Source organism: Agrobacterium sp. V1, from assembly GCF_030518355.1.
Taxonomy (GTDB): domain Bacteria; phylum Pseudomonadota; class Alphaproteobacteria; order Rhizobiales; family Rhizobiaceae; genus Agrobacterium; species Agrobacterium cucumeris.
The window spans coordinates 2,449,354-2,468,798 of record NZ_JAULSF010000001.1; the positions used below are offsets into that span (position 1 = coordinate 2,449,354).

Below are 19,445 nucleotides of genomic sequence, written 5' to 3' on the forward strand. Positions count from 1 at the left end.
CAAAGACACTGCCTGCAACAAAAGCAGGGGTAAAAAATGGTAACCATTTAGGCAGCCATTTTCGCATGGCCTGCCGTATTTCGGTCAAACCATGGCCCGAATTGGGTGGAATAGTCCTATTGTCAATTGATGCCTAGGCACCAAGATGACCCGGTCCGGTGCATTGACCCTTTACCCCCAGCCCCCAATGCCCGGACCGGATCTTCAATCGCCCAACAGGCGATCAGGGGGTTTCATTTCCAAGCAGGATACTTGCGCCGACGATTGCCGCGGGATCACCGCTGGCATTGGCCGTCTGCAGGAGCACGGCGCAGCCGCCCTTTTTCACCTTTGCCACGACGCTCGCCGGAAGCTTCACCGTCATCGGCGAACCATCCCACATGCCGACCGTCTGTACGTCATAGACACTGTGCCAGTAGGACATTTTTTTCCCCTGGTTCTCACCTTTCTGCACATCCACCGTCTGTTCACGGGTGAAATAGGCAACGACGACATCGGCCTTGCCATTACCGGCACCAATATCAATCTCCACCTCATCGCCGGCAAATTTTGACGAGACCGGCACGTTCAGCCCCTGGCCTTCGCGCTTGAAAGCGTCGAGCCTGTCATAGATACCGCGCACATCCGCGCCCTTGACATGGTCACGGCCGTTAAGAATGGCCTGTGGCGTATAAACACCGTTGCGGCCGAGCGCCCGCATGTAACCATATTGCCGTTCGGTATTTTCCTTGGATGCCAGAGAATCGGTCCAGCCAAGGTAATTCCAGTAGTCGACATGGTAGGAAAGACCGACGACGTCGCCCTTCTGGATCATCTTGCGCAGCGCTTCATCCGCCGGCGGGCAGGATGCGCAGCCCTGTGATGTGAACAATTCGACGACGCCCTTCACGGCCTCCTGCGCCTGCGCGGAGGTGACGAGGAACGTGCCGAGAAGACATATCGACAGGGGGAATTTCAATGGCATTACGAAAACCTTTGTCCGGCAGGATATCCAGACGAATTGATGCGATCAATCCTGCCCGGATGCAAACCGGAAAATAACGTCTATTGCCCTTCAATAGAAAGTCACGAAGGGGTGAGCGGCAATCACAAAAAAACAGATCAAGAAATGGAAGAGACGCCGGAGTTTTTCCCAGCGTCTCTTGTTCGTCTAAGCTTTATCAGCCGGCCAGATCGCGAAGAACCGTCTGCAGAATGCCGCCATTGTTCATGTAAATCACTTCGTCCAGCGTATCGATGCGGCACAGAAGCGGAACTTCCTTCACCGAACCGTCGCTGTAAGTGATCTTGGCGATCTTCTTTTCACGCGGCTTGATCTCACCTTCGAGACCGTCGATCTCGACGACTTCGTCACCCTTGAGGTCGAGGCTTGCCCAGGTCGTGCCTTCCTCGAAGACGAAGGGAACAACGCCCATGCCGACGAGGTTCGAGCGGTGAATTCGCTCAAAGGACTGCGCGATCACGGCCTTGACGCCGAGCAGATTGGTGCCCTTTGCCGCCCAGTCGCGGGAAGAGCCGTTACCATATTCGACACCGGCGAAGATGACGAGCGGAATACCCTCCGCCTTGTATTTCATGGCAGCGTCATAGATCGACAGCTCTTCCTTGGACGGATAGTGGATGGTGTATCCACCTTCCTTGCCGTTCGGGCCAAGCATGTGGTTGCGGATACGAATATTGGCAAAAGTGCCGCGCATCATCACTTCATGGTTGCCACGACGCGTGCCGTACTGGTTGAAGTCGGCAACGGCAACGCCGTTTTCCGTCAGATAAGCACCGGCCGGCGAAGCAGCCTTGATCGAACCGGCCGGGGAAATATGGTCGGTGGTGATCTTGTCGCCGAACAGGCCGAGGACGCGCGCGCCCTTGATGTTCTTCAAACCCGTGCCCTTCTTGCCCATGCTGACGAAATAAGGCGGGTTCTGGACATAGGTCGACTTGTCGTCCCAGGCATAGGTCTGGCCCGGCGGAACCTGAACGGCCTGCCAGTTCGCATCACCCTTGAACACGTCGGCATATTTCGTTTCATAGAGTTCGCGGGTGACGTATTTCAGGATGAATTCCTGAATTTCCTTGGAAGTCGGCCAGATATCCTTGAGATAGACAGGGTTACCGTCCTGATCGTCACCAATCGGCTCCTTGGTCAGGTCCTTCTGGACCGTGCCGGCAAGGGCATAGGCCACGACGAGCGGCGGCGAAGCGAGGTAGTTCGCCTGAACGTCAGGGGAAATACGACCTTCGAAGTTACGGTTGCCCGACAGAACACCCGCGGTGATCAGGCCCTTGTCGTTGATCGTCTTGGAGATCGCAGGCGGCAGCGGGCCCGAATTGCCGATGCAGGTGGTGCAGCCAAAGCCGACGAGATTGAAGCCGATCGCGTCGAGGTCCTTCTGCAGGCCAGCCTTTTCAAGATATTCGGCAACGACCTGAGATCCCGGTGCAAGCGAGGTCTTGACCCATGGCTTGGACTTCAGCCCCTTGGCCACCGCATTGCGGGCGAGAAGCCCGGCAGCGATAAGAACCGAGGGGTTGGAGGTGTTGGTGCAGGAGGTGATGGCGGCAATCGCCACGTCACCATGGCCGAGATCGAAGTCCTCGCCTTCAACCACATAACGGTTCGAAAGCTGGCCGGGCTTTTTATAGTCGTTTTCGAGAGCCGTCGCGAAATTCGGCGCAATGGTTTCGAGCGGCAGGCGGCCTTCCGGACGCTTCGGGCCGGCCATCGAGGGCACGACATCGCCGAGATCGAGTTCGAGCGTGTCGGTGAAGACGAGGTCGGAACCGTCGCCGGTGCGCCACATGTCCTGCGCCTTGGAATAGGCTTCGACAAGCGCGATGCGGTCCTTGGCACGGCCGGACATGGTCAGGTAATTGATGGTTTCGCCATCAACCGGGAAGAAGCCACAGGTCGCACCATATTCCGGACCCATATTGCCGATTGTCGCGCGGTCGGCGAGCGTCATCGAATCGAGGCCGGGGCCGAAGAATTCAACGAACTTGGAGACGACGCCCTTCTTGCGCAGCATCTGCACGACGGTCAGCACGAGGTCGGTCGCGGTCACGCCTTCCTTCACCTTGCCGGTCAGCTTGAAGCCGATGACCTCGGGCAGCAGCATGGAGACCGGCTGGCCGAGCATGGCGGCTTCAGCCTCGATACCGCCGACGCCCCAGCCGAGAACGCCGAGACCATTGATCATGGTTGTGTGGCTGTCGGTGCCGACGCAGGTATCCGGATAAGCAATCGTCTCGCCATCCTCTTCCTTGGTCCAGACGGTCTGGCCGAGATATTCAAGATTGACCTGGTGACAGATGCCGGTGCCGGGCGGAACCACGCGGAAATTCTTGAACGCCTGCTGGCCCCATTTCAGGAAGCGGTAACGCTCGCCATTGCGCTCATATTCAAGTTCGACGTTGCGGGCAAAGGCATTCGGCGTGCCGAATTCATCGACGATGACGGAGTGGTCGATGACGAGATCGACGGGAACCAGCGGATTGATTTTCTCCGGGTCGCCACCGAGCGACACCATGGCATCGCGCATGGCGGCAAGATCGACCACGGCGGGAACGCCTGTAAAGTCCTGCATGAGAACACGGGCGGGACGATAGGCGATTTCCGTTTCGGTCAGGCCCTTATTATTAAGCCATTCGGCAACGGCCAGAATATGCTCCCTGGTGACGGACTGGCCGTCCTCGAAACGAAGCAGGTTCTCCAGGAGAACCTTCATGGAATAAGGCAGCTTGGAAACGCCCTTGAGACCGTTTGCCTCAGCCTTGGGAAGGCTGAAATAAACATAGTCCTTACCGTCAACGGTAAGGACGGAACGACATTGGAAACTGTCGAGAGATTTGGCCACGGTTTAAAACCCCGCATAATCTGATTAGCCAACACGCGCGTGCGGACCCCTGTGCTCGCAAGCACATCAGGATGCGGGTACGACCATTTCCGCTGTCCGCACGTGAAAGTTACTCCTCGTAACATTCAGGTCCGGCGCAAGATGATGTTCACGCCGGCCGCTGGCGTGGTTGACACTCATATAGATAATTTCGGAGAAACGTGCCAGACCATTCAACGAAGCTAATCGATTTTTTTATCGAGACGACGAAATCTGAAACGGAACCGCAGCATGGATTTGACGGCGGAAAATCTTGGCGTGCGACGCGGCGAAGATTTCATATTCATGAATATTTCCTTCAAGTTAAGTGACGGTGAGGCACTGGTGCTGACCGGCCGAAACGGCTCGGGAAAATCCACTCTCCTGCGCACCGTGGCCGGCCTGTTACGCCCCGAACAGGGGTGGATAAAGATAGCCGGCGAAGGAATAGAAAAGGGCATGCGCCCCTCGGAGGCCTGCCATTATCTCGGCCATCGCAACGCCATGAAAATGGAACTGACCGTTTCGGAGAACCTGAGTTTCTGGAAAGACTTTCTCGGTGATTTTTCCGGTGGTACGGGCATCGCAATCGATGAGGCGGCTGAGATCGTCGGTCTTGCCGGTATCACTCATCTGCCCTTCGGTTATCTCTCCGCTGGCCAACAACGGCGTTTTGCCATGGCGAAACTTCTGATCGCATGGCGACCGGTGTGGATTCTCGATGAGCCAACGGCGGCGCTTGATAAGGCTGCGGACGGCATGTTTACCGGCCTCGTGAAAAACCACCTTGAGAAAGGTGGCATTGTCCTGGCGGCGACCCATCAGCCATTGGGACTGGAGAATGCGCGGGAGTTGCAGATGACGGGATTTGCGGGTGTGGAGGCTTGGGCATGAACGGCGGAGCTTGTGGTTTCACCCCCCTCTGCCCTGCCGGGCATCTCCCCCACAAGGAGGGAGATCGGCCTGTGGCTAGGCCTCGACAATCTCAACGCTCGAGAATGGAGTGGTGGAAGGGCATCTTGCCGATCTCCCCCCTTGAGGGGGAGATGCCCGGCAGGGCAGAGGGGGGTAAACCACACCCGCAGAGGCCTACCCGATGACCGCCCTCCTCCTCCGCGACATCAAACTATCCATCCGTGCCGGCGGCGGCGCCTTGATCGGCGTGCTGTTCTTCATGACTGTGGTTGCCGTCATCCCCTTCGGTGTTGGCCCCGATCTCAATCTTCTCGCCCGCATCGGTCCCGCCATCGTCTGGATCGGCGCTCTTCTGTCCGCCCTTCTCGGCCTGGACCGGCTGTTTCAGGCGGAGCGGGATGACGGTTCGCTGGACCTCATTCTCATGCAGGAAAACCCGCTGGTGCTGACGGTCCTGATCAAATGCCTGGCGCATTGGGTCGGAACCGGCCTGCCGCTGGTATTGGCCTCGCCGCTGCTCGGTCTGTTCATGAACATGGACGAGGTTGCGATTGGCGCTGTGATGCTCACACTTCTTGTCGGCTCACCGGCCATCACCTTCATCGGCGCGGTAGGGGCCGCCGTCGCGGTCGCCCTGCCGCGCGGCGGGCTTCTGGTCTCCATCCTCGTTCTGCCGCTTGCCATTCCGGTGCTGATTTTCGGCGTCAGCGCTTCTTATGCGGCGGTGCAGGATCCGGTGCCATTCATGCCGCCATTCCTCATTCTCTGCGCGATCACGTTATTTTCAGCCGTGACCGGCCCTTTCTTTGCCGCTTTGGCCCTGCGCAATGTTATGGATTGATGATGCCTTGATTGCCGATCCCTGATTGACAGGGATCAATTGCGGGACGGCCATTCTCGGGTTACACAAACGACATGAACGAGCAGACCTTCACCATCACCAAATTCAGTGACCTCGCCAACCCCACGCGGTTTCTGGCGCTGGCGGCACGTATTCTGCCCTGGCTCGCTACACTCACGGCGCTGGTGCTGGCCGCTGGTCTTTATCTCTCCTTCACCACCGAAGGCGATTACCAGCAGGGTTACACCGTGCGCATCATGTATGTGCACGTGCCATCCGCCTGGCTTGCGATGATGTGTTATTCGGTCATGGCGGTTTCAGCCATCGGCACGCTCGTCTGGCGTCACCCGCTGGCGGATGTCAGCCACAAGGCCGCCGCCCCCATCGGCGCCGCATTCACGCTGATTGCCCTCATTACCGGCTCGCTCTGGGGCAAACCCATGTGGGGAACCTGGTGGGTGTGGGATGCGCGGCTGACCTCCGTATTCGTGCTTTTCCTGATGTATCTCGGCCTCATCGCGCTCAACCGCGCCATGGACGATCCCTCCAGAGCCGCACGCGTCAGCGCCGTGCTGATCCTCGTCGGTTTCGTAAATATTCCGATCATCAAGTTTTCGGTCGAATGGTGGAACACGCTGCACCAGCCAGCAAGCGTCATCCGCATGGGTGGTTCCGCCATCGACGCGGAATTTCTCTGGCCGCTTCTGACCATGGCGATCGGCTTCACACTGCTGTTCTTCACCTTGCACATCGCCGCCATGCGCAACGAAATCTGGCGTCGGCGCGTGGCCGCGCAGCGGCGGCTTGCCGCCCGCATGGCGAACCGAGAGGGCTGAGGCGATGACACACGCTTTTTATATCGGCATGTCTTACGCAGCGACGGGGCTTGTGGTTCTCTGTCTCATCGCCTGGGTCGTTTTGGACGGTCAGGCGCGCAAACGGGAACTGAAGCAGTTGGAGGCATCCGGCGTGCGCCGCAGGGCAAGAGCCGGTTCCGCAGGTGACGCGCAATGACGCAGGCCAGCCAGGATCAGGATACCAAAACCAAGACGACGGGTCGCGCACGTTATGGGCTGGCGCTGCTGCCTCTGCTGCTCTTCGGTGGTTTTGCCCTCGTTGCGGGCAAGATGCTTTATGATCAGGACGTGAACGGCCTCGATATCAGCGCCATTCCCTCAGCACTCATCGGCACCAAGGCGCCTTCCCTGTCGCTGCCGCCGCTGGAGGGCTCGAACCTGCCGGCGCTCACCGATGCCGCCATCAAGGGCAAGCTGACTCTGGTCAACGTCTTTGCCTCCTGGTGCATTCCCTGCCGGCAGGAGCATCCGCTATTGCAGGAACTGGCGAAGGACAGCCGCATCACCGTCGTCGGCATCAATTACAAGGATAAGCAGGACAATGCGCTCCGCTTCCTTGGCGAACTTGGCAATCCCTTTGCCGCGATAGGCGTCGATCCGAACGGCAAGGCCGCGATCGACTGGGGTGTCTACGGTATCCCTGAAAGTTACCTTGTCGGCGCCGACGGCACGATCCTTTATAAAAAGGTTGGTCCCTTCGATGCCCGCAGCGTCGAGCGCGACCTGCTGCCGGCCATCACGGCCGCAGCCGGCAAATAGCCCCCGAACAGGAAAGCTCAATTCTTCGAAATAACCCTGAGCGACGGGCCTTCAGCTGGCAAACGTATGCCTTCCAGCACGACCTGATCGCGACCGCCGCGCTTTGCCGCATAAAGGCTGTCATCGGCCCGCTTGATGGCGTCATGGATGGAATGATCTCCCCTTGCGACGGCCGAGACGCCAAAGCTTGCGGTGATCTGGGTGGCCACACCCCGGTTACGCCAATCGAGGGATGAGAGGTTCGAGCGCATGCCATTGGCAAGCTGACCGGCAGCGGCGGCCGTGTGGCCGGGCAGGAAAACCACGAATTCCTCGCCGCCGAAACGCGCCACCAGCGCGCTTTCAGGTGCAATGCGCCTGAGAAGATCGGAAAGACCGATAAGCACGATATCTCCGGCAGCATGGCCGTAAACATCGTTGATGCGCTTGAAATGGTCTATATCGCAGGCAATGACCGCACCTTCAGGTGTGTCGTTGCGAAAATCGGGAACACGCCGGTCAAAGCCGCGCCGGTTCAGCACATCCGTCAACGGGTCGTGTTCTGCGGCATCCAGGTGCCGGTCGACGGTAACGGAAATCTGGCTTGCGAGCACGGAAAGCGCGAGCAGGAAGCCGAATATGCTGGCGGCAAGCTGCATGTAGAAGGCATAATCCGACTCGAAAAATTCGCTGAGCTCGATCATCGAGCCATTCGGCGTCATCACCAGCAGCATGCCGATACGCACCAGCGTTTCCAGCACTACCAGCGACGCAATCGCCACCATCAGCCGATCCGCAAGGGTCACCGGCCGCTTCCGCACAAGCCAGACCGGAAAAGCGAGGAGCAGGGCGCAAACGAGATCGCCGATGACAAGTTCGCGTTTCAGATCGGGCGTGATGAAAACATGAAATGAAACCAATACAACGGCAGCAAGCACGAGCGACAGCCGTGCCATCGTATGAAGCGGCCGCCCGAAATGGGTAAGCAGCGCATGGCCGTAGAGAAAAAAGGCGGAGAAGAACAGCAGGTTCGAGATAATCGCCTGCAATTCGAAGGGCAGGCCACCGAGCACCAGAGGGGCGGCAAAACCAAAAGCCGCTGCAAGATAACCGATACCCCAATAGCGCGCCGAAGCGTGACCGATCCTTTGCAGGAACAGGAACACGACGCCGAATGTCAGCATGATGAAGGGGAGAAGATAGGCGAAATTATCTTGCAATGTGTTATGCCGGACTGAGAGACAAGCCTTTAAGCAGTGCACACTAGCGCACTGCCATTAAGAAAACTTGCATATATCGCCGGCAGGCTCGTTCACATTTGCGGGAGCGCGTTCTGCCATTCCTTGATCACATCGAGCGGCCAGACCAGCATGACCACGTTCAGCGTCAGATTATCGCGGATCAGCCAGCCCGTGAAGATTTCGAAGAAGATGGCGATTATTATCGTCAGCCACACCGGCACGCGGGCGGCAAAAAGGAAACCCAGCGCCATGAAAACCGTGTCCATGGCCGAGTTCAGAATGCTGTCGCCGGTATAACCCAGCGCCATGGTCGCCGTGCGATAACGATCGATGATGATGGGCGAGTTTTCGAGAAGCTCCCACGCCGCCTCGATCAGGACTGCGAAAGAAAGCCGCATGGAAAACGGTTTGTTGCGGAACAGCAGCCAGGCGAACCAATAAAACAGAAAGCCATGGATGATATGCGAGGGCGTATACCAGTCGGCCAGATGCTGGGAATTGCCCGGCGTGTTCACACCCGGCTCGAACAGCTTCACATAACCGCATTCGCAGATGGGAATACGGCCCATGGCGTAGAGAATGACGATCTGCAGCAGAAGCAGCCCGGCGGCCACGCCGAACCATCTAAGCGAACGCGAACGGGACGCCGACATCTCCGCAATTGTCATTTTTCGTCCTTGCCGAGAGGTTCAACAGAATGGCGCATGACGAGCGGCATTTGCGCCATGGTGAAGATGATGGTGATCGGCATCGTGCCCCACACCTTAAAGGCAACCCAGGTGTCGGTGGTGAACATGCGCCAGACGACCTCGTTCAACACTGCCAGAAACAGGAAAAACACGCCCCAGCGCAGCGTCAGCTTGCGCCAGCCCTCATCCGTCAGCTTGAAAGCAGAATTGAAGACGTAACCCAGCAGCGACTGCCCGAAGAACAGACCGCCCAGCAGGATGACACCGAACAGCGTGTTGACGATGGTCGGCTTCATCTTGATGAAGGTATCGTTCTGCAGCCACAGCGTCAGCGCGCCGAACACGAAAACCACGATGCCTGATATCAGCGGCATGATCGGCAGTTTACGCGTCAAAATCCACGACACGGTCAAGGCGGCGGCGGTAGCGATCATGAACAGGCCGGTGGCGATGAAGATCGGTCCGCCGAACTCCGTCAAAACTGGAAAAGTCGAGGCCAGCCATTCGCCGCGGGAATTGGCGAAGAAGAACACCATCAGCGGCCCAAGTTCGAGCACGAATTTCAGCAGCGGGCTGATTTCCGCCACCATCTTTTCGCTTTCCTTGGAATTGCTTTCAATGTCCATACTCAAACTCCCGCAATGGCCTTGGCGAAATCTTCCGCCTCGAAGGGCTCCAGATCATCAACACCTTCACCCACGCCGATGAAATAAACCGGCAGCTTGTGTTTGGCAGCGATGGCGACGAGGATACCGCCCCGCGCCGTGCCATCCAATTTTGTCATAATCAGGCCCGAAACACCCGCGACATTGCGGAATATCTCCACCTGGTTCAGGGCGTTCTGCCCGGTCGTCGCATCCAGCGTCTGAAGCACGGTGTGCGGCGCATCTGGATCGAGCTTGCCGAGCACCCGCACGATCTTTTCCAGTTCCGCCATCAGTTCCGTCTTGTTCTGCAGACGGCCGGCCGTATCGATGATGAGCACATCGCTCTTTTCCGCCCGCGCCTGCTCATAGGCATCGTAAGCGAGACCCGAGGCATCTGCCCCGAGTTTCGTGCCGATAAATTGCGAACCGGTGCGATCCGCCCAGATCTTCAGCTGCTCTATCGCCGCTGCGCGGAAGGTATCGCCAGCTGCGAGCATCACCTTAAGGCCCGAGCCTGAGAGTTTGGCGGCAAGCTTGCCGATGGTGGTCGTCTTGCCGGTGCCGTTCACGCCGACGACGAGAATGACATGCGGCTTGTGCGAAAGATCGAGTTCCAGAGGTTTGGCGACCGGCTTCAGGACCTTGGTGATCTCACCGGCCATGATGCGCGCCACGTCCTCACCGCTCACATCCTTGCCATAACGTTCGGAAGACAAAGCGCCGGTGATGCGCATGGCGGTCTCGACACCCAGATCCGACTGGATGAGAAGGTCTTCCAGCTCGTCGAGCGTATCTTCGTCCAGCTTGCGCTTGGTAAAAAGCGCCGAAATCTGTGTGGTCAGCTGTGACGAGGTGCGGGCAAGCCCGGCCCGCAGGCGCTGAAACCAGCTGAGCTTCGGCTCAGGCGCGGCGACAACCGGCTCCTGGCGCTCGCTTGCCGATGAAAAGCCCTTCGGCAAAGCCTGCGGCACGACAGGGGGTTCGACGGCATCTACCGACTCCGCCTCATCCAGCAGCGCATCCATCGCGTCAGCATCGAGCACGGCATCGACAGCTTCCGGCAAAGGCTCTGCCTGCTCCTCGGCGGCGGCTTCCGCCTGCAATAACGACAACGGCACCAGCCCCATATCGCCTGAAAGCTCGGCCCCGGGCAGAAGCGGTGCGTCCTCTTCATCTTCTTCTTCCGAAGGCGTGGCATCCGCCGCCTCGTCCGGAACAGGCCCGCCAGCCGTTTCCATCTCCAGTTCGGAAACCGGGTCCTCGTCGACAGGTGTGTGCGCTTCGGCCTCGCTCAGCGCCGCTTCAAAAGAGGCATTTTCATTGCCGCGTTCAAGCGCAGCATCCTCTTGCGGCCGCTCATTCGTTTCGGCCTTGTCCTTGCCGAACGAAAAGACTTTTTTGATGAAGCCGAGGGCCATGGTCGTTCCCGTGTCTTTTCTCTTGAGCCGCCTCAGGCAGCGTTCGCCGCCAGAAGCTTCATGTTCAGATGTTTGCCGTTGTGGCCGGTAATCGCAACCTGCGCAAGAGTGCGCGGGGCAAGATCAGGCGCCGCCACCAGCGTGAAATTATCGGTATGGGCAAAACCGGTGTTTTCCACCAGGATCGTTTGCACCGAACCGACCATATCCTGCAACTGCGCCACCTTAAGCGCTTCACCGCGTTCGCGAAGCCTTGCCGCCCGGTCTTTCACCAGCGCCCTGTCGAGCTGCGGCATGCGCGCCGCCGGCGTGCCGGCACGCGGGCTGTAGGGAAACACATGCAGGCTGGAAATGCCGCATTCTTCCGCAAGCGTGGCAGCATTTTCGAACATCTCTTCCGTCTCGGTCGGGAAACCGGCAATCATATCCGCGCCAAAGGCGATATCCGGCCGTAGCGACCGCACGTCACGACAGAAGCGGATGGCATCGGCCCGTGAATGGCGGCGTTTCATGCGTTTCAGGATCATGTCATCGCCATGCTGGAGGGACAGGTGCAGATGCGGCATGAAACGCGGCTCATCGGCAATCAGATCCATCAGATGATGGTCGGCCTCGATACTGTCGATGGAGGAAAGGCGCAGGCGCAGAATATCCGGCACCTGCTTCAGCAAAGTCTTGGCGAGGTAACCGAGGGAGGGTTCTCCCGGCAGATCAGCCCCATAGCTGGTCGCATCCACTCCGGTCAGCACGATCTCGCAATAACCGCTTTCCGTCAGTCTGCGCGCCTGATCCACCACTGCACCCATCGGCACGGAGCGGGAATTACCGCGCCCATAGGGAATGATGCAGAAGGTGCAGCGATGATCGCAGCCATTCTGCACCTGAATGAAGGCGCGCACATGCCCGTCAATGTGCTTGACCATCTGCGGCGCGGTCGCCTTGATGCTCATGATGTCGTTGACGCGCAGCTTTTCTTCCGCCGAGACGCCAAAGTCGGGCAGCGCACGATAGGAAGTGCTTTTCAGCTTTTCCTCATTGCCCAGCACCGCATCCACCTCGGGCATTTCGGCAAAGGTCTGTTTTTCCGTCTGGGCGGCACAACCGGTAACGATGATGCGCGCATGCGGATTGTCGCGCCGTGCCCGGCGGATGGCCTGACGTGCCTGACGCACCGCCTCGCCCGTCACCGCGCAGGTATTGACCAGCACGGCATTGTTCAGACCGGCCTTTTCGGCCTCCGCCCGCATCACTTCCGATTCATAGGTGTTGAGACGGCAGCCGAAGGTTATGACCTCGACGCCGCTCATACGGCCCCCTGCTCGGCCGCCGCATCCCGTGACCAGACACCCGTGACAGGATCGACGGAACCCGACCATTCCCATTCGGCAGGACCGGTCATGATGACGTGGTTGTCCTCACGCCAGTCGATGGTCAGCGGCACGCGGATGGGGCTGGAGGCCACATCGATGGTGACCCTCTTAGCCGTGCGGCCGGTGCGTGCGGCGGAAACGGCAGCAGCGCAGGCGGCGGAACCGCAGGCGAGCGTCAGCCCGGCGCCACGCTCCCAGGTGCGGGTGCGCAGTGCACTGTCGGACATTACCTGCGCGAGCGTGATATTGGCCTTTTCCGGAAACATCGGATGGTTTTCGAGCAGCGGCCCGAACCGCTCAAGATCGAAATCCATCGGATCGCGGTCCACCCAGAAAATTGCATGCGGGTTGCCCATCGACATGACGGCAGGCGAGTGCAGGATCGGCGCATCGATCGGCCCGATCTGCAATTCGATACGGCTGGTATCGTGGAATTCTTCCGCCAGCGGAATATCGCTCCAGCGGAAACGGGGCAGGCCCATATCGACTGATATCATGCCGTCTTCATGCTCGACGGCATTCAAAATGCCAGCCACCGTCTGGAAGGTGAAGCTGGTCTTGCCGGTTTCGGAAGACAGAGCCTGCACCACGCAGCGCGTGCCGTTGCCGCAGGCCTGCGCCTTCGTGCCATCGCAATTGAGAATGTCGATAAAGGCATCCGTGCCACTGACACGCGGATCGTGAATGGCCATGATCTGGTCGAACTGGGTCGCGGGATCGGCATTGAGTGCGATGGCTGCTGCAGGCGTGACCATATCCTTGCGGCCGCGCATGTCGATAACGAGGATCTTGTTGCCAAGCCCGTTCATCTTCGCAAATTCGACCGTATCCGCCATCGCCTTGAACCTGAAAACCATCTGAAATTGGATTGCATACGGGATTTATCCCGCGCTTTCGCCCTATATGGCGGAAAGACCGGCAAATTACCAGACTGTTGCGGCGCAAACCGGGCAGCGCTCAGGCGGAGGGTACGTCGAAAACCTCACCGGGGCGCATGGGCCGAAAACGGCTTTCTTCCACACCCTGCTCCACAAGCGCCGTTTTCAGCGCCGCAAGTGGTGCATCGACAGCCTCATCGGTGAGCTGCACCGTACCCCAATGATGGCCGCAGACATGCGCGGCGCCGCAAAGCTTCATGCCCTCAACGGCTTCCGCTGGGTTCTGGTGCTGGCCTTTCATGAACCAGCGCGGCTCATAAGCACCGAAAGGCAGGTTGGCGAGGCGAAATTCGCCATGTTTCTTGCGCGCAGCGTGATAATTGAGGCCTTCGTGAAAGCCGGTATCGCCGATGTGGTAGATTTTCCCACCCGGCCCTTCGATGACGAAGGCGGCCCACAATGCCATGCTGCGGTCGTTGAGGCCGCGGGCAGACCAATGGTGGCACGGTTCGAAATGAATTTTAACCGACGAGCCGACCTCCAGCACATCGCCCCAGTCGCCCACCTTGATACGCGCCGCCTCCACGCCGGTGCGGATGATGGCATCATTGCCGAGCGGCGTGATGAAGAGCGGCTTGTGCGCCACATGCAGCCGCTTCAGCGTTTCCATATCCAGATGGTCGTAATGATTATGCGTCAGCAGCACCAGATCGATGGGCGGCAGATCCTCGAAACGGATGCCGGGCGGATTGACCCGTTTGGGACCGGCGAAGCTGAACGGGCTGGTACGTTGCGACCACACAGGATCGACGAGAATATTCAGACCTGCCGTCTGGATCAGAAAGGAGGCATGGCCGACGAAGGTGACACGGATGCCCTTGCCCTCGACCCGGCTTTCGGGCTTCGCGAAAGGAAAAGGGCTCGGATAGTTTTCCGGCCATGTGGCGCGCTCGCCGTTGAAACGCCATTTCAACAGGCCCATGAAATTGCCAGGCGGTGAACCACCGGGATTAAAGAAGCGCACCCCGTCGAAATGATCGGAGATCGGGCCACTATAATAGGCGCTGGCATTCGAACGGCGGGCAAACAGCGCACCACCAGCCACAGCGAGCAATCCAAGGGTTGAAAAACGAAAAAAGTTTCGACGGTTCATGCTAAAGGTATAGGGAGCGGAATGGTGCCGTTCAAGCCGCACCAATCGCGGTTTGCAGCCAATCACACAAAGATGAAATGCAAGGCCCGATCGCTGAAAACCGGCACCGCCTTGACTTTTCCGGCACTTTCCTGTTTATCCCCGCCAATCAGCTGGCAGTTTCACGACTCCAAGCCGCCGACCGGGACCCGCAGAGGTATAAAGAGATCCCGGAGGTCAACACCCGACAGCGCGATGCGCCCTCGGGTGCTTTTTGGCTTTGCGTCTTGTTTTTGCCAGCGAAAGCACCGACGTTTCGGAAACCCCGGAACGAAGAAGGAAGAAACGATGTTTGAAAACCTCCAGGACCGCCTTGGTTCCATTCTGAATGGACTGACCGGCCGTGGCGCGCTGACGGAAGCCGATGTTGCCGCAGCCCTGCGCGAGGTTCGCCGTGCGCTCTTGGAAGCGGACGTGGCGCTAGAAGTCGTGCGCTCCTTCACCGATAAGGTGCGTGAAAAGGCCGTTGGTGCCGCCGTCCTGAAATCCATCAAGCCCGGCCAGATGGTCGTCAAGATCGTACATGACGAACTTGTCGAAATGCTTGGCACAGAAGGCGTCTCGATCGACCTGCATGCGGCCGCCCCCGTCGTCATCATGATGGTCGGTCTGCAGGGTTCGGGTAAAACCACTACGACGGGCAAGATTGCCAAGCGCCTGACCGACCGCGAGAAGAAGAAGGTGCTGATGGCATCTCTCGACACGCGTCGTCCGGCCGCACAGGAACAGCTTCGCCAACTCGGCGTCCAGACCGGCGTCGACACGCTGCCGGTCATCGCCGGCCAGTCGCCGACCGATATCGCCGCGCGTGCCGTGCAGGCCGCCAAGCTCGGCGGCCATGACGTCGTGATCCTCGATACCGCCGGCCGTACCCATATCGACGAACCCTTGATGCTGGAAATGGCCGACATCAAGAAGAAGTCCAACCCGCATGAAATCCTGCTGGTGGCGGATTCGCTGACCGGTCAGGACGCCGTCAATCTGGCGCGCAATTTCGATGAGCGCGTCGGCATCACCGGCCTCGTGCTCACCCGTATGGATGGTGATGGTCGCGGCGGTGCGGCTCTCTCCATGCGCGCCGTTACCGGCAAGCCGATCAAGCTGATCGGTATCGGCGAGCGCATGAACGAACTCGACGAGTTCCATCCGCGCCGTATCGCCGACCGTATTCTCGGCATGGGCGACATCGTTTCGCTGGTCGAAAAGGCCGCCGAAAACATCGATGCGGAAAAAGCCCGCGCCATGGCCGAGAAGATGGCCAAGGGCAAGTTCGACCTCAACGATCTCGCCGACCAGCTTGGCCAGATGAAGAAGATGGGCGGCATGGGCGGCATCATGGGGCTAATGCCCGGCATGGCCGGCATGAAGGACAAGATGGCTTCGGCCGGCATGAACGACAAGATGTTCGACCGCCAGATCGCCATCATCTCCTCCATGACTAGGGCCGAGCGGGCCAATCCCGATATTCTCAAGCACAGCCGCAAGAAGCGCATCGCCGCCGGTTCCGGCACGGATGCCGCCGAAATCAACAAGCTCCTGAAAATGCATCGCGGCATGGCCGACATGATGAAGGCCATGGGCGGCAAGGGCAAAGGCGGCATCATGAAGCAGATGATGGGCGGCCTTGCCGGCAAGATGGGGCTCGGTGGCATGATGGGCGGCGGTATGCCCGATCTGTCGAATATCGATCCGAAGCAGCTCGAAGCGCTTCAGAAGCAGGCTGAAGCCGCCGGTCTCGGCAAGCCGGGTGCAATGCCGGGTCTTGGTGGCATGCCAGGTGGATTGCCAGGTCTTGGTGGCGCAAAGCTGCCTGGTCTTGGCGGCATGCCGGGCCTGCCCGGCTTCCCGAAAAAGAAGTGAGGGGGACGCCAGTGAACACTACAGACGTGAAAGCCCAGCTTTCTGAATATCGCCAGTCGATCGACAATATCGACGCCGCACTGGTTCACATTCTTGCCGAACGTTTCCGCTGTACCAAGGCGGTGGGCGTGCTGAAGGCAAAGTACAATTTGCCGCCGGCAGACCCGGCGCGCGAGGAATACCAGATCGAACGCCTTCGCCATCTGGCCAAGGACGCCAATCTGGACCCGGATTTCGCCGAGAAGTTCTTGAACTTCATCATCAAGGAAGTCATCCGGCATCATGAAGCAATCGCCGCCGAACATGGCGGTAACGAAAAGACCGCCTGAACGGCGGACAAGCCATCCTAAGGAGTATATCACATGGCACTTAAAATTCGTCTCGCACGCGGTGGTTCCAAGAAGCGCCCGTATTACCAGATCGTCGTTGCAGACGCCCGTTCGCCCCGCGACGGCCGTTTCCTCGAGAAGGTCGGTTCCTGGAACCCGATGCTCGGCAAGGACAACCCGCAGCGCGTTGAGCTGAAGGCTGATCTCATCAAGGAATGGATCGCCAAGGGCGCACAGCCGACCGACCGCGTTCTGCGCTTCCTCGCCGAAGCCGGTCTTGCCGAGCGCGCCGCTCGCAGCAACCCGGAAAAGGCAAAGCCGGGCAAGCGCGCCCTGGAGCGCGTTGCTGAAAAGAAGCAGAAGGCTGAAGATGCAGCCGCTGCTGCTGCAGAAGCCTCTGCTGCAGAATAATCTGCACGGTAACTTTTGAAAAACGGGTGGCGTGGTTTTCCATGCCGCCCGTTTTTTGTTTATTTTGGCGTCAACAAACCTTAAAGCTGACGCAACCAACACCAGAAGACGGACGGCCCGATGGCAAAGCTGGAAAACCCGGTACTCATGGCAAAGATCGGCGGCGCGCAGGGCCTGCGCGGCGAAGTCCGTGTCAGCACCTATACGGCCGACCCGATGGCGCTCGGCGATTACGGTAATCTTGTCGCCGCCGATGGCCGCCTCTTTGAAATTCTGGAAGTGCGCGAGGGCAAGAATGTCGTCGTCGTCCGCTTCAGGGGCATCAACGACCGCAATACGGCAGAAAGCCTGAACGGGCTGGAACTGTTCATCGACCGCGACAATCTGCCGGACGACGAGCTTGATGACGACGAGTTTTATTATGCCGATCTCGAAGGGCTGGAAGCCGTTGACGCGGAAGGCAAAAGTTATGGCGCCGTCAGCGCCGTTTACGATTTCGGCGCGGGCGATCTGCTGGAACTGAAAGGCGCCGGCCGCCGGCCTGCCCTCATTCCCTTTTCCGAGTCGGCCGTACTGGAGATCGATCTCGAAGCCGGACGCATTCTCATCGATCCGATGGCCGCCGGCCTGATCGACAATCCCGACGACAAGGACGAAACCGGCGTACCGCCTTTCGGCAAGAAATAAAGCCATGACCTTTAAGGCTACCGTGCTGACGCTCTACCCGGAAATGTTTCCGGGGCATCTGGGTTATTCGCTGGCCGGCAAGGCGCTGGAGCGCGAACAATGGTCGCTCGAGGCCGTGCAAATCCGCGAATTCGCCACCGACAGGCACAGAAGCGTCGATGACACGCCGGCAGGCGGCGGTGCCGGCATGGTGCTGAAACCCGATATTCTGGCCGCAGCCATCGACCATGTTTCGGATGGCGACACGCGGCCGCGCCTGCTGATGAGCCCGCGTGGCAAGCCGCTGTCGCAGAACCGCGTGCGCGAACTGGCGGCGGGTGACGGCGCGATCATCGTCTGCGGCCGTTTCGAAGGTGTTGACCAACGGGTAATCGACGCGCGTGGGCTGGAGGAGGTGTCGATCGGCGATTACATTCTCTCCGGCGGCGAACCGGCGGCGCTGACCCTGCTGGACGCCATCGTCCGCATACTTCCTGGTGTCATGGGCAACGATCTCTCCGGCGTGCATGAAAGCTTCGAGGGCGGGCTGCTGGAACATCCGCATTATACCCGCCCGCAGGTGTGGGAAGGCCGTGATATTCCCGCCGTTCTCACATCGGGCAATCATGCCGTCATCGACAAGTGGCGGCACGAACAGGCGCTGGCGTTGACCAGGGAAAGACGGCCAGACCTTCTCGAAAAGGCTCAGGCCGAGACGAAATAATAGGCCGTCAAAATCAGCCCGACTGCAATTACCAGCCAACGGATGATCCATTGCGGCACCCGCCTTGCGGTGTGCACGCCCACGTAGCCGCCAAGTGCCGCCGCCGGAAACATGATGAGTGCCGCCCACCAGGACACGACGCCGCCGCTGACGAAAATCGTGATTGCAATGACGGCGATCACCACCGACAGCAGGTTCTTCAGCGCGTTCAGGTGATGATAGCTGCCGCCAGAAGTTATTCCGAGGATGGCGAGCATCATGATGCCCATGCCGGCACCGAAGAAACCACCATAAATCGATGCAAGCCCCTGAAAGGCGAGGCTAGGCAGATTTCCGGGCGAGCGTTCCGCACTCGTCTTGGGTCGCAGCCACGGGCCGGCAGCGAAAACGGCGGTGGCCGCCAGAAGCAGCCATGGCACCAGCTGGCGGAAGGAGGGATTGTCGAGCGACAACAGCAGCAGCGACCCGGCCAGACCGCCAACGACGGACACGGCCGACAGCAGGATCGCCTCACGCCAGTGCGCACGAATTTCCGGCCCATAGGCGATCACGGAGGTAATGTAGCCCGGAAATTGCACGATTGCCGACGTTGCATTGGCAACGATGGGCGGCAGGCCGGCAAGTGTCATCGCCCCGAAGGTCAGGAAAGTGCCGCCGCCGGCAATCGCATTGACGACACCAGACAGAAAGCCGGTCGCAAACAGCATGAGAACGATGAAAATTGACATGGCCCCTCCCAAGGTTCTCATGCCATATCCGGCAAGACGCCCCTTCGCAACTGCTGCAACGCGACGCAT

The 19,445-nt window shown here is 59.2% G+C and carries 20 protein-coding genes; 10 read left to right on the forward strand and 10 right to left on the reverse strand.

The features are described 5' to 3' along the window. Nucleotides 1–223 precede the first annotated feature (223 nt). Entirely contained in the window at nt 224–964 is a 741-nt protein-coding gene (locus QSV77_RS11855; protein WP_046799575.1) for a thioredoxin family protein, read from the reverse strand. 196 nt (nt 965–1,160) lie between these two features. After that, a complete protein-coding gene (acnA, locus tag QSV77_RS11860) occupies nt 1,161–3,854 on the reverse strand; it encodes an aconitate hydratase AcnA (protein ID WP_302733615.1) in 2,694 nt (897 codons plus the stop codon). Between the two features lie 270 nt (nt 3,855–4,124). Here acnA and ccmA point away from each other — a divergent pair, with 270 nt between their 5' ends. From ccmA to QSV77_RS11885, 5 genes are all read left to right on the forward strand, one after another. Further along, nucleotides 4,125–4,766, forward strand: a complete 642-nt coding sequence (gene ccmA, locus QSV77_RS11865) for a heme ABC exporter ATP-binding protein CcmA (RefSeq protein ID WP_302733616.1) — start codon at nt 4,125–4,127, stop codon at nt 4,764–4,766. Between the two features lie 202 nt (nt 4,767–4,968). Continuing rightward, a complete protein-coding gene (gene ccmB / locus QSV77_RS11870; protein WP_302733618.1) occupies nt 4,969–5,628 on the forward strand; it encodes a heme exporter protein CcmB in 660 nt (219 codons plus the stop codon). A gap of 74 nt (nt 5,629–5,702) precedes the next feature. Next, nucleotides 5,703–6,464 (forward strand): heme ABC transporter permease, encoded by a 762-nt coding sequence (locus tag QSV77_RS11875; protein WP_269701079.1) that lies wholly within the window; start codon nt 5,703–5,705, stop codon nt 6,462–6,464. A gap of 4 nt (nt 6,465–6,468) precedes the next feature. Continuing rightward, nucleotides 6,469–6,642 (forward strand): heme exporter protein CcmD, encoded by a 174-nt coding sequence (gene ccmD, locus QSV77_RS11880; RefSeq protein WP_269701077.1) that lies wholly within the window; start codon nt 6,469–6,471, stop codon nt 6,640–6,642. Next, a complete protein-coding gene (locus QSV77_RS11885; protein WP_302733619.1) occupies nt 6,639–7,244 on the forward strand; it encodes a DsbE family thiol:disulfide interchange protein in 606 nt (201 codons plus the stop codon). The genes ccmD and QSV77_RS11885 overlap by 4 nt, the downstream gene beginning before the upstream one ends. 17 nt (nt 7,245–7,261) lie before the next feature. Here the strand turns inward: QSV77_RS11885 and QSV77_RS11890 are convergent, their stop codons facing one another. The 7 genes from QSV77_RS11890 to QSV77_RS11920 all read right to left on the reverse strand — a co-directional run bounded on the left by QSV77_RS11890 (nt 7,262) and on the right by QSV77_RS11920 (nt 14,619). Next, nucleotides 7,262–8,443 carry a diguanylate cyclase gene (locus tag QSV77_RS11890; RefSeq protein ID WP_302733620.1) on the reverse strand — a complete coding sequence of 394 codons (1,182 nt, stop codon included), beginning with the start codon at nt 8,441–8,443 and terminating at the stop codon, nt 7,262–7,264. Nucleotides 8,444–8,535: 92 nt separating this feature from the next. Next, complete coding sequence (locus tag QSV77_RS11895) at nt 8,536–9,132, reverse strand: DUF2585 domain-containing protein (protein WP_302733621.1); 597 nt, start codon at nt 9,130–9,132, stop codon at nt 8,536–8,538. After that, a complete protein-coding gene (locus QSV77_RS11900; RefSeq protein WP_046799584.1) occupies nt 9,129–9,779 on the reverse strand; it encodes a septation protein A in 651 nt (216 codons plus the stop codon). Before QSV77_RS11900 ends, QSV77_RS11895 begins: the two co-directional genes overlap by 4 nt. Nucleotides 9,780–9,781: 2 nt before the next feature. Next, on the reverse strand, nt 9,782–11,218 hold the full coding sequence (gene ftsY / locus QSV77_RS11905; protein ID WP_302733622.1) for a signal recognition particle-docking protein FtsY: 1,437 nt from the start codon (nt 11,216–11,218) through the stop codon (nt 9,782–9,784). A 32-nt stretch (nt 11,219–11,250) separates the two neighbouring features. After that, nucleotides 11,251–12,525, reverse strand: coding sequence for a tRNA (N(6)-L-threonylcarbamoyladenosine(37)-C(2))-methylthiotransferase MtaB (gene mtaB / locus QSV77_RS11910; RefSeq protein WP_269701066.1), 1,275 nt, complete (start codon nt 12,523–12,525; stop codon nt 11,251–11,253). Next, on the reverse strand, nt 12,522–13,424 hold the full coding sequence (gene dapF / locus QSV77_RS11915) for a diaminopimelate epimerase (protein WP_302733623.1): 903 nt from the start codon (nt 13,422–13,424) through the stop codon (nt 12,522–12,524). The genes mtaB and dapF overlap by 4 nt, the downstream gene beginning before the upstream one ends. A gap of 121 nt (nt 13,425–13,545) precedes the next feature. Then, nucleotides 13,546–14,619: an MBL fold metallo-hydrolase gene (locus QSV77_RS11920; RefSeq protein WP_302733624.1), complete on the reverse strand. Its 1,074-nt coding sequence runs from the start codon at nt 14,617–14,619 to the stop codon at nt 13,546–13,548. A 327-nt stretch (nt 14,620–14,946) separates the two neighbouring features. On the opposite strand from QSV77_RS11920, the gene ffh reads away from it, so the two are divergent. The 5 genes from ffh (at nt 14,947) to trmD (ending at nt 18,648) form a co-directional block, all read left to right on the forward strand. Beyond that, a complete protein-coding gene (gene ffh, locus QSV77_RS11925; protein WP_302733625.1) occupies nt 14,947–16,518 on the forward strand; it encodes a signal recognition particle protein in 1,572 nt (523 codons plus the stop codon). Between the two features lie 11 nt (nt 16,519–16,529). Then, entirely contained in the window at nt 16,530–16,847 is a 318-nt protein-coding gene (locus QSV77_RS11930) for a chorismate mutase (RefSeq protein ID WP_142842248.1), read from the forward strand. Between the two features lie 33 nt (nt 16,848–16,880). After that, entirely contained in the window at nt 16,881–17,258 is a 378-nt protein-coding gene (gene rpsP, locus QSV77_RS11935) for a 30S ribosomal protein S16 (RefSeq protein ID WP_035221728.1), read from the forward strand. 120 nt (nt 17,259–17,378) lie between these two features. After that, a complete protein-coding gene (rimM, locus tag QSV77_RS11940; RefSeq protein WP_302733626.1) occupies nt 17,379–17,945 on the forward strand; it encodes a ribosome maturation factor RimM in 567 nt (188 codons plus the stop codon). A 4-nt stretch (nt 17,946–17,949) separates the two neighbouring features. Continuing rightward, nucleotides 17,950–18,648, forward strand: a complete 699-nt coding sequence (trmD, locus tag QSV77_RS11945) for a tRNA (guanosine(37)-N1)-methyltransferase TrmD (protein WP_302733627.1) — start codon at nt 17,950–17,952, stop codon at nt 18,646–18,648. Here the strand turns inward: trmD and QSV77_RS11950 are convergent. Continuing rightward, the gene (locus QSV77_RS11950) at nt 18,630–19,376 is read right to left on the reverse strand and encodes a sulfite exporter TauE/SafE family protein (RefSeq protein WP_302733628.1); all 747 of its coding nucleotides are present in this window, start codon (nt 19,374–19,376) and stop codon (nt 18,630–18,632) included. The two genes, trmD and QSV77_RS11950, sit on opposite strands and share 19 nt — an antisense overlap. Nucleotides 19,377–19,445 lie beyond the last annotated feature (69 nt).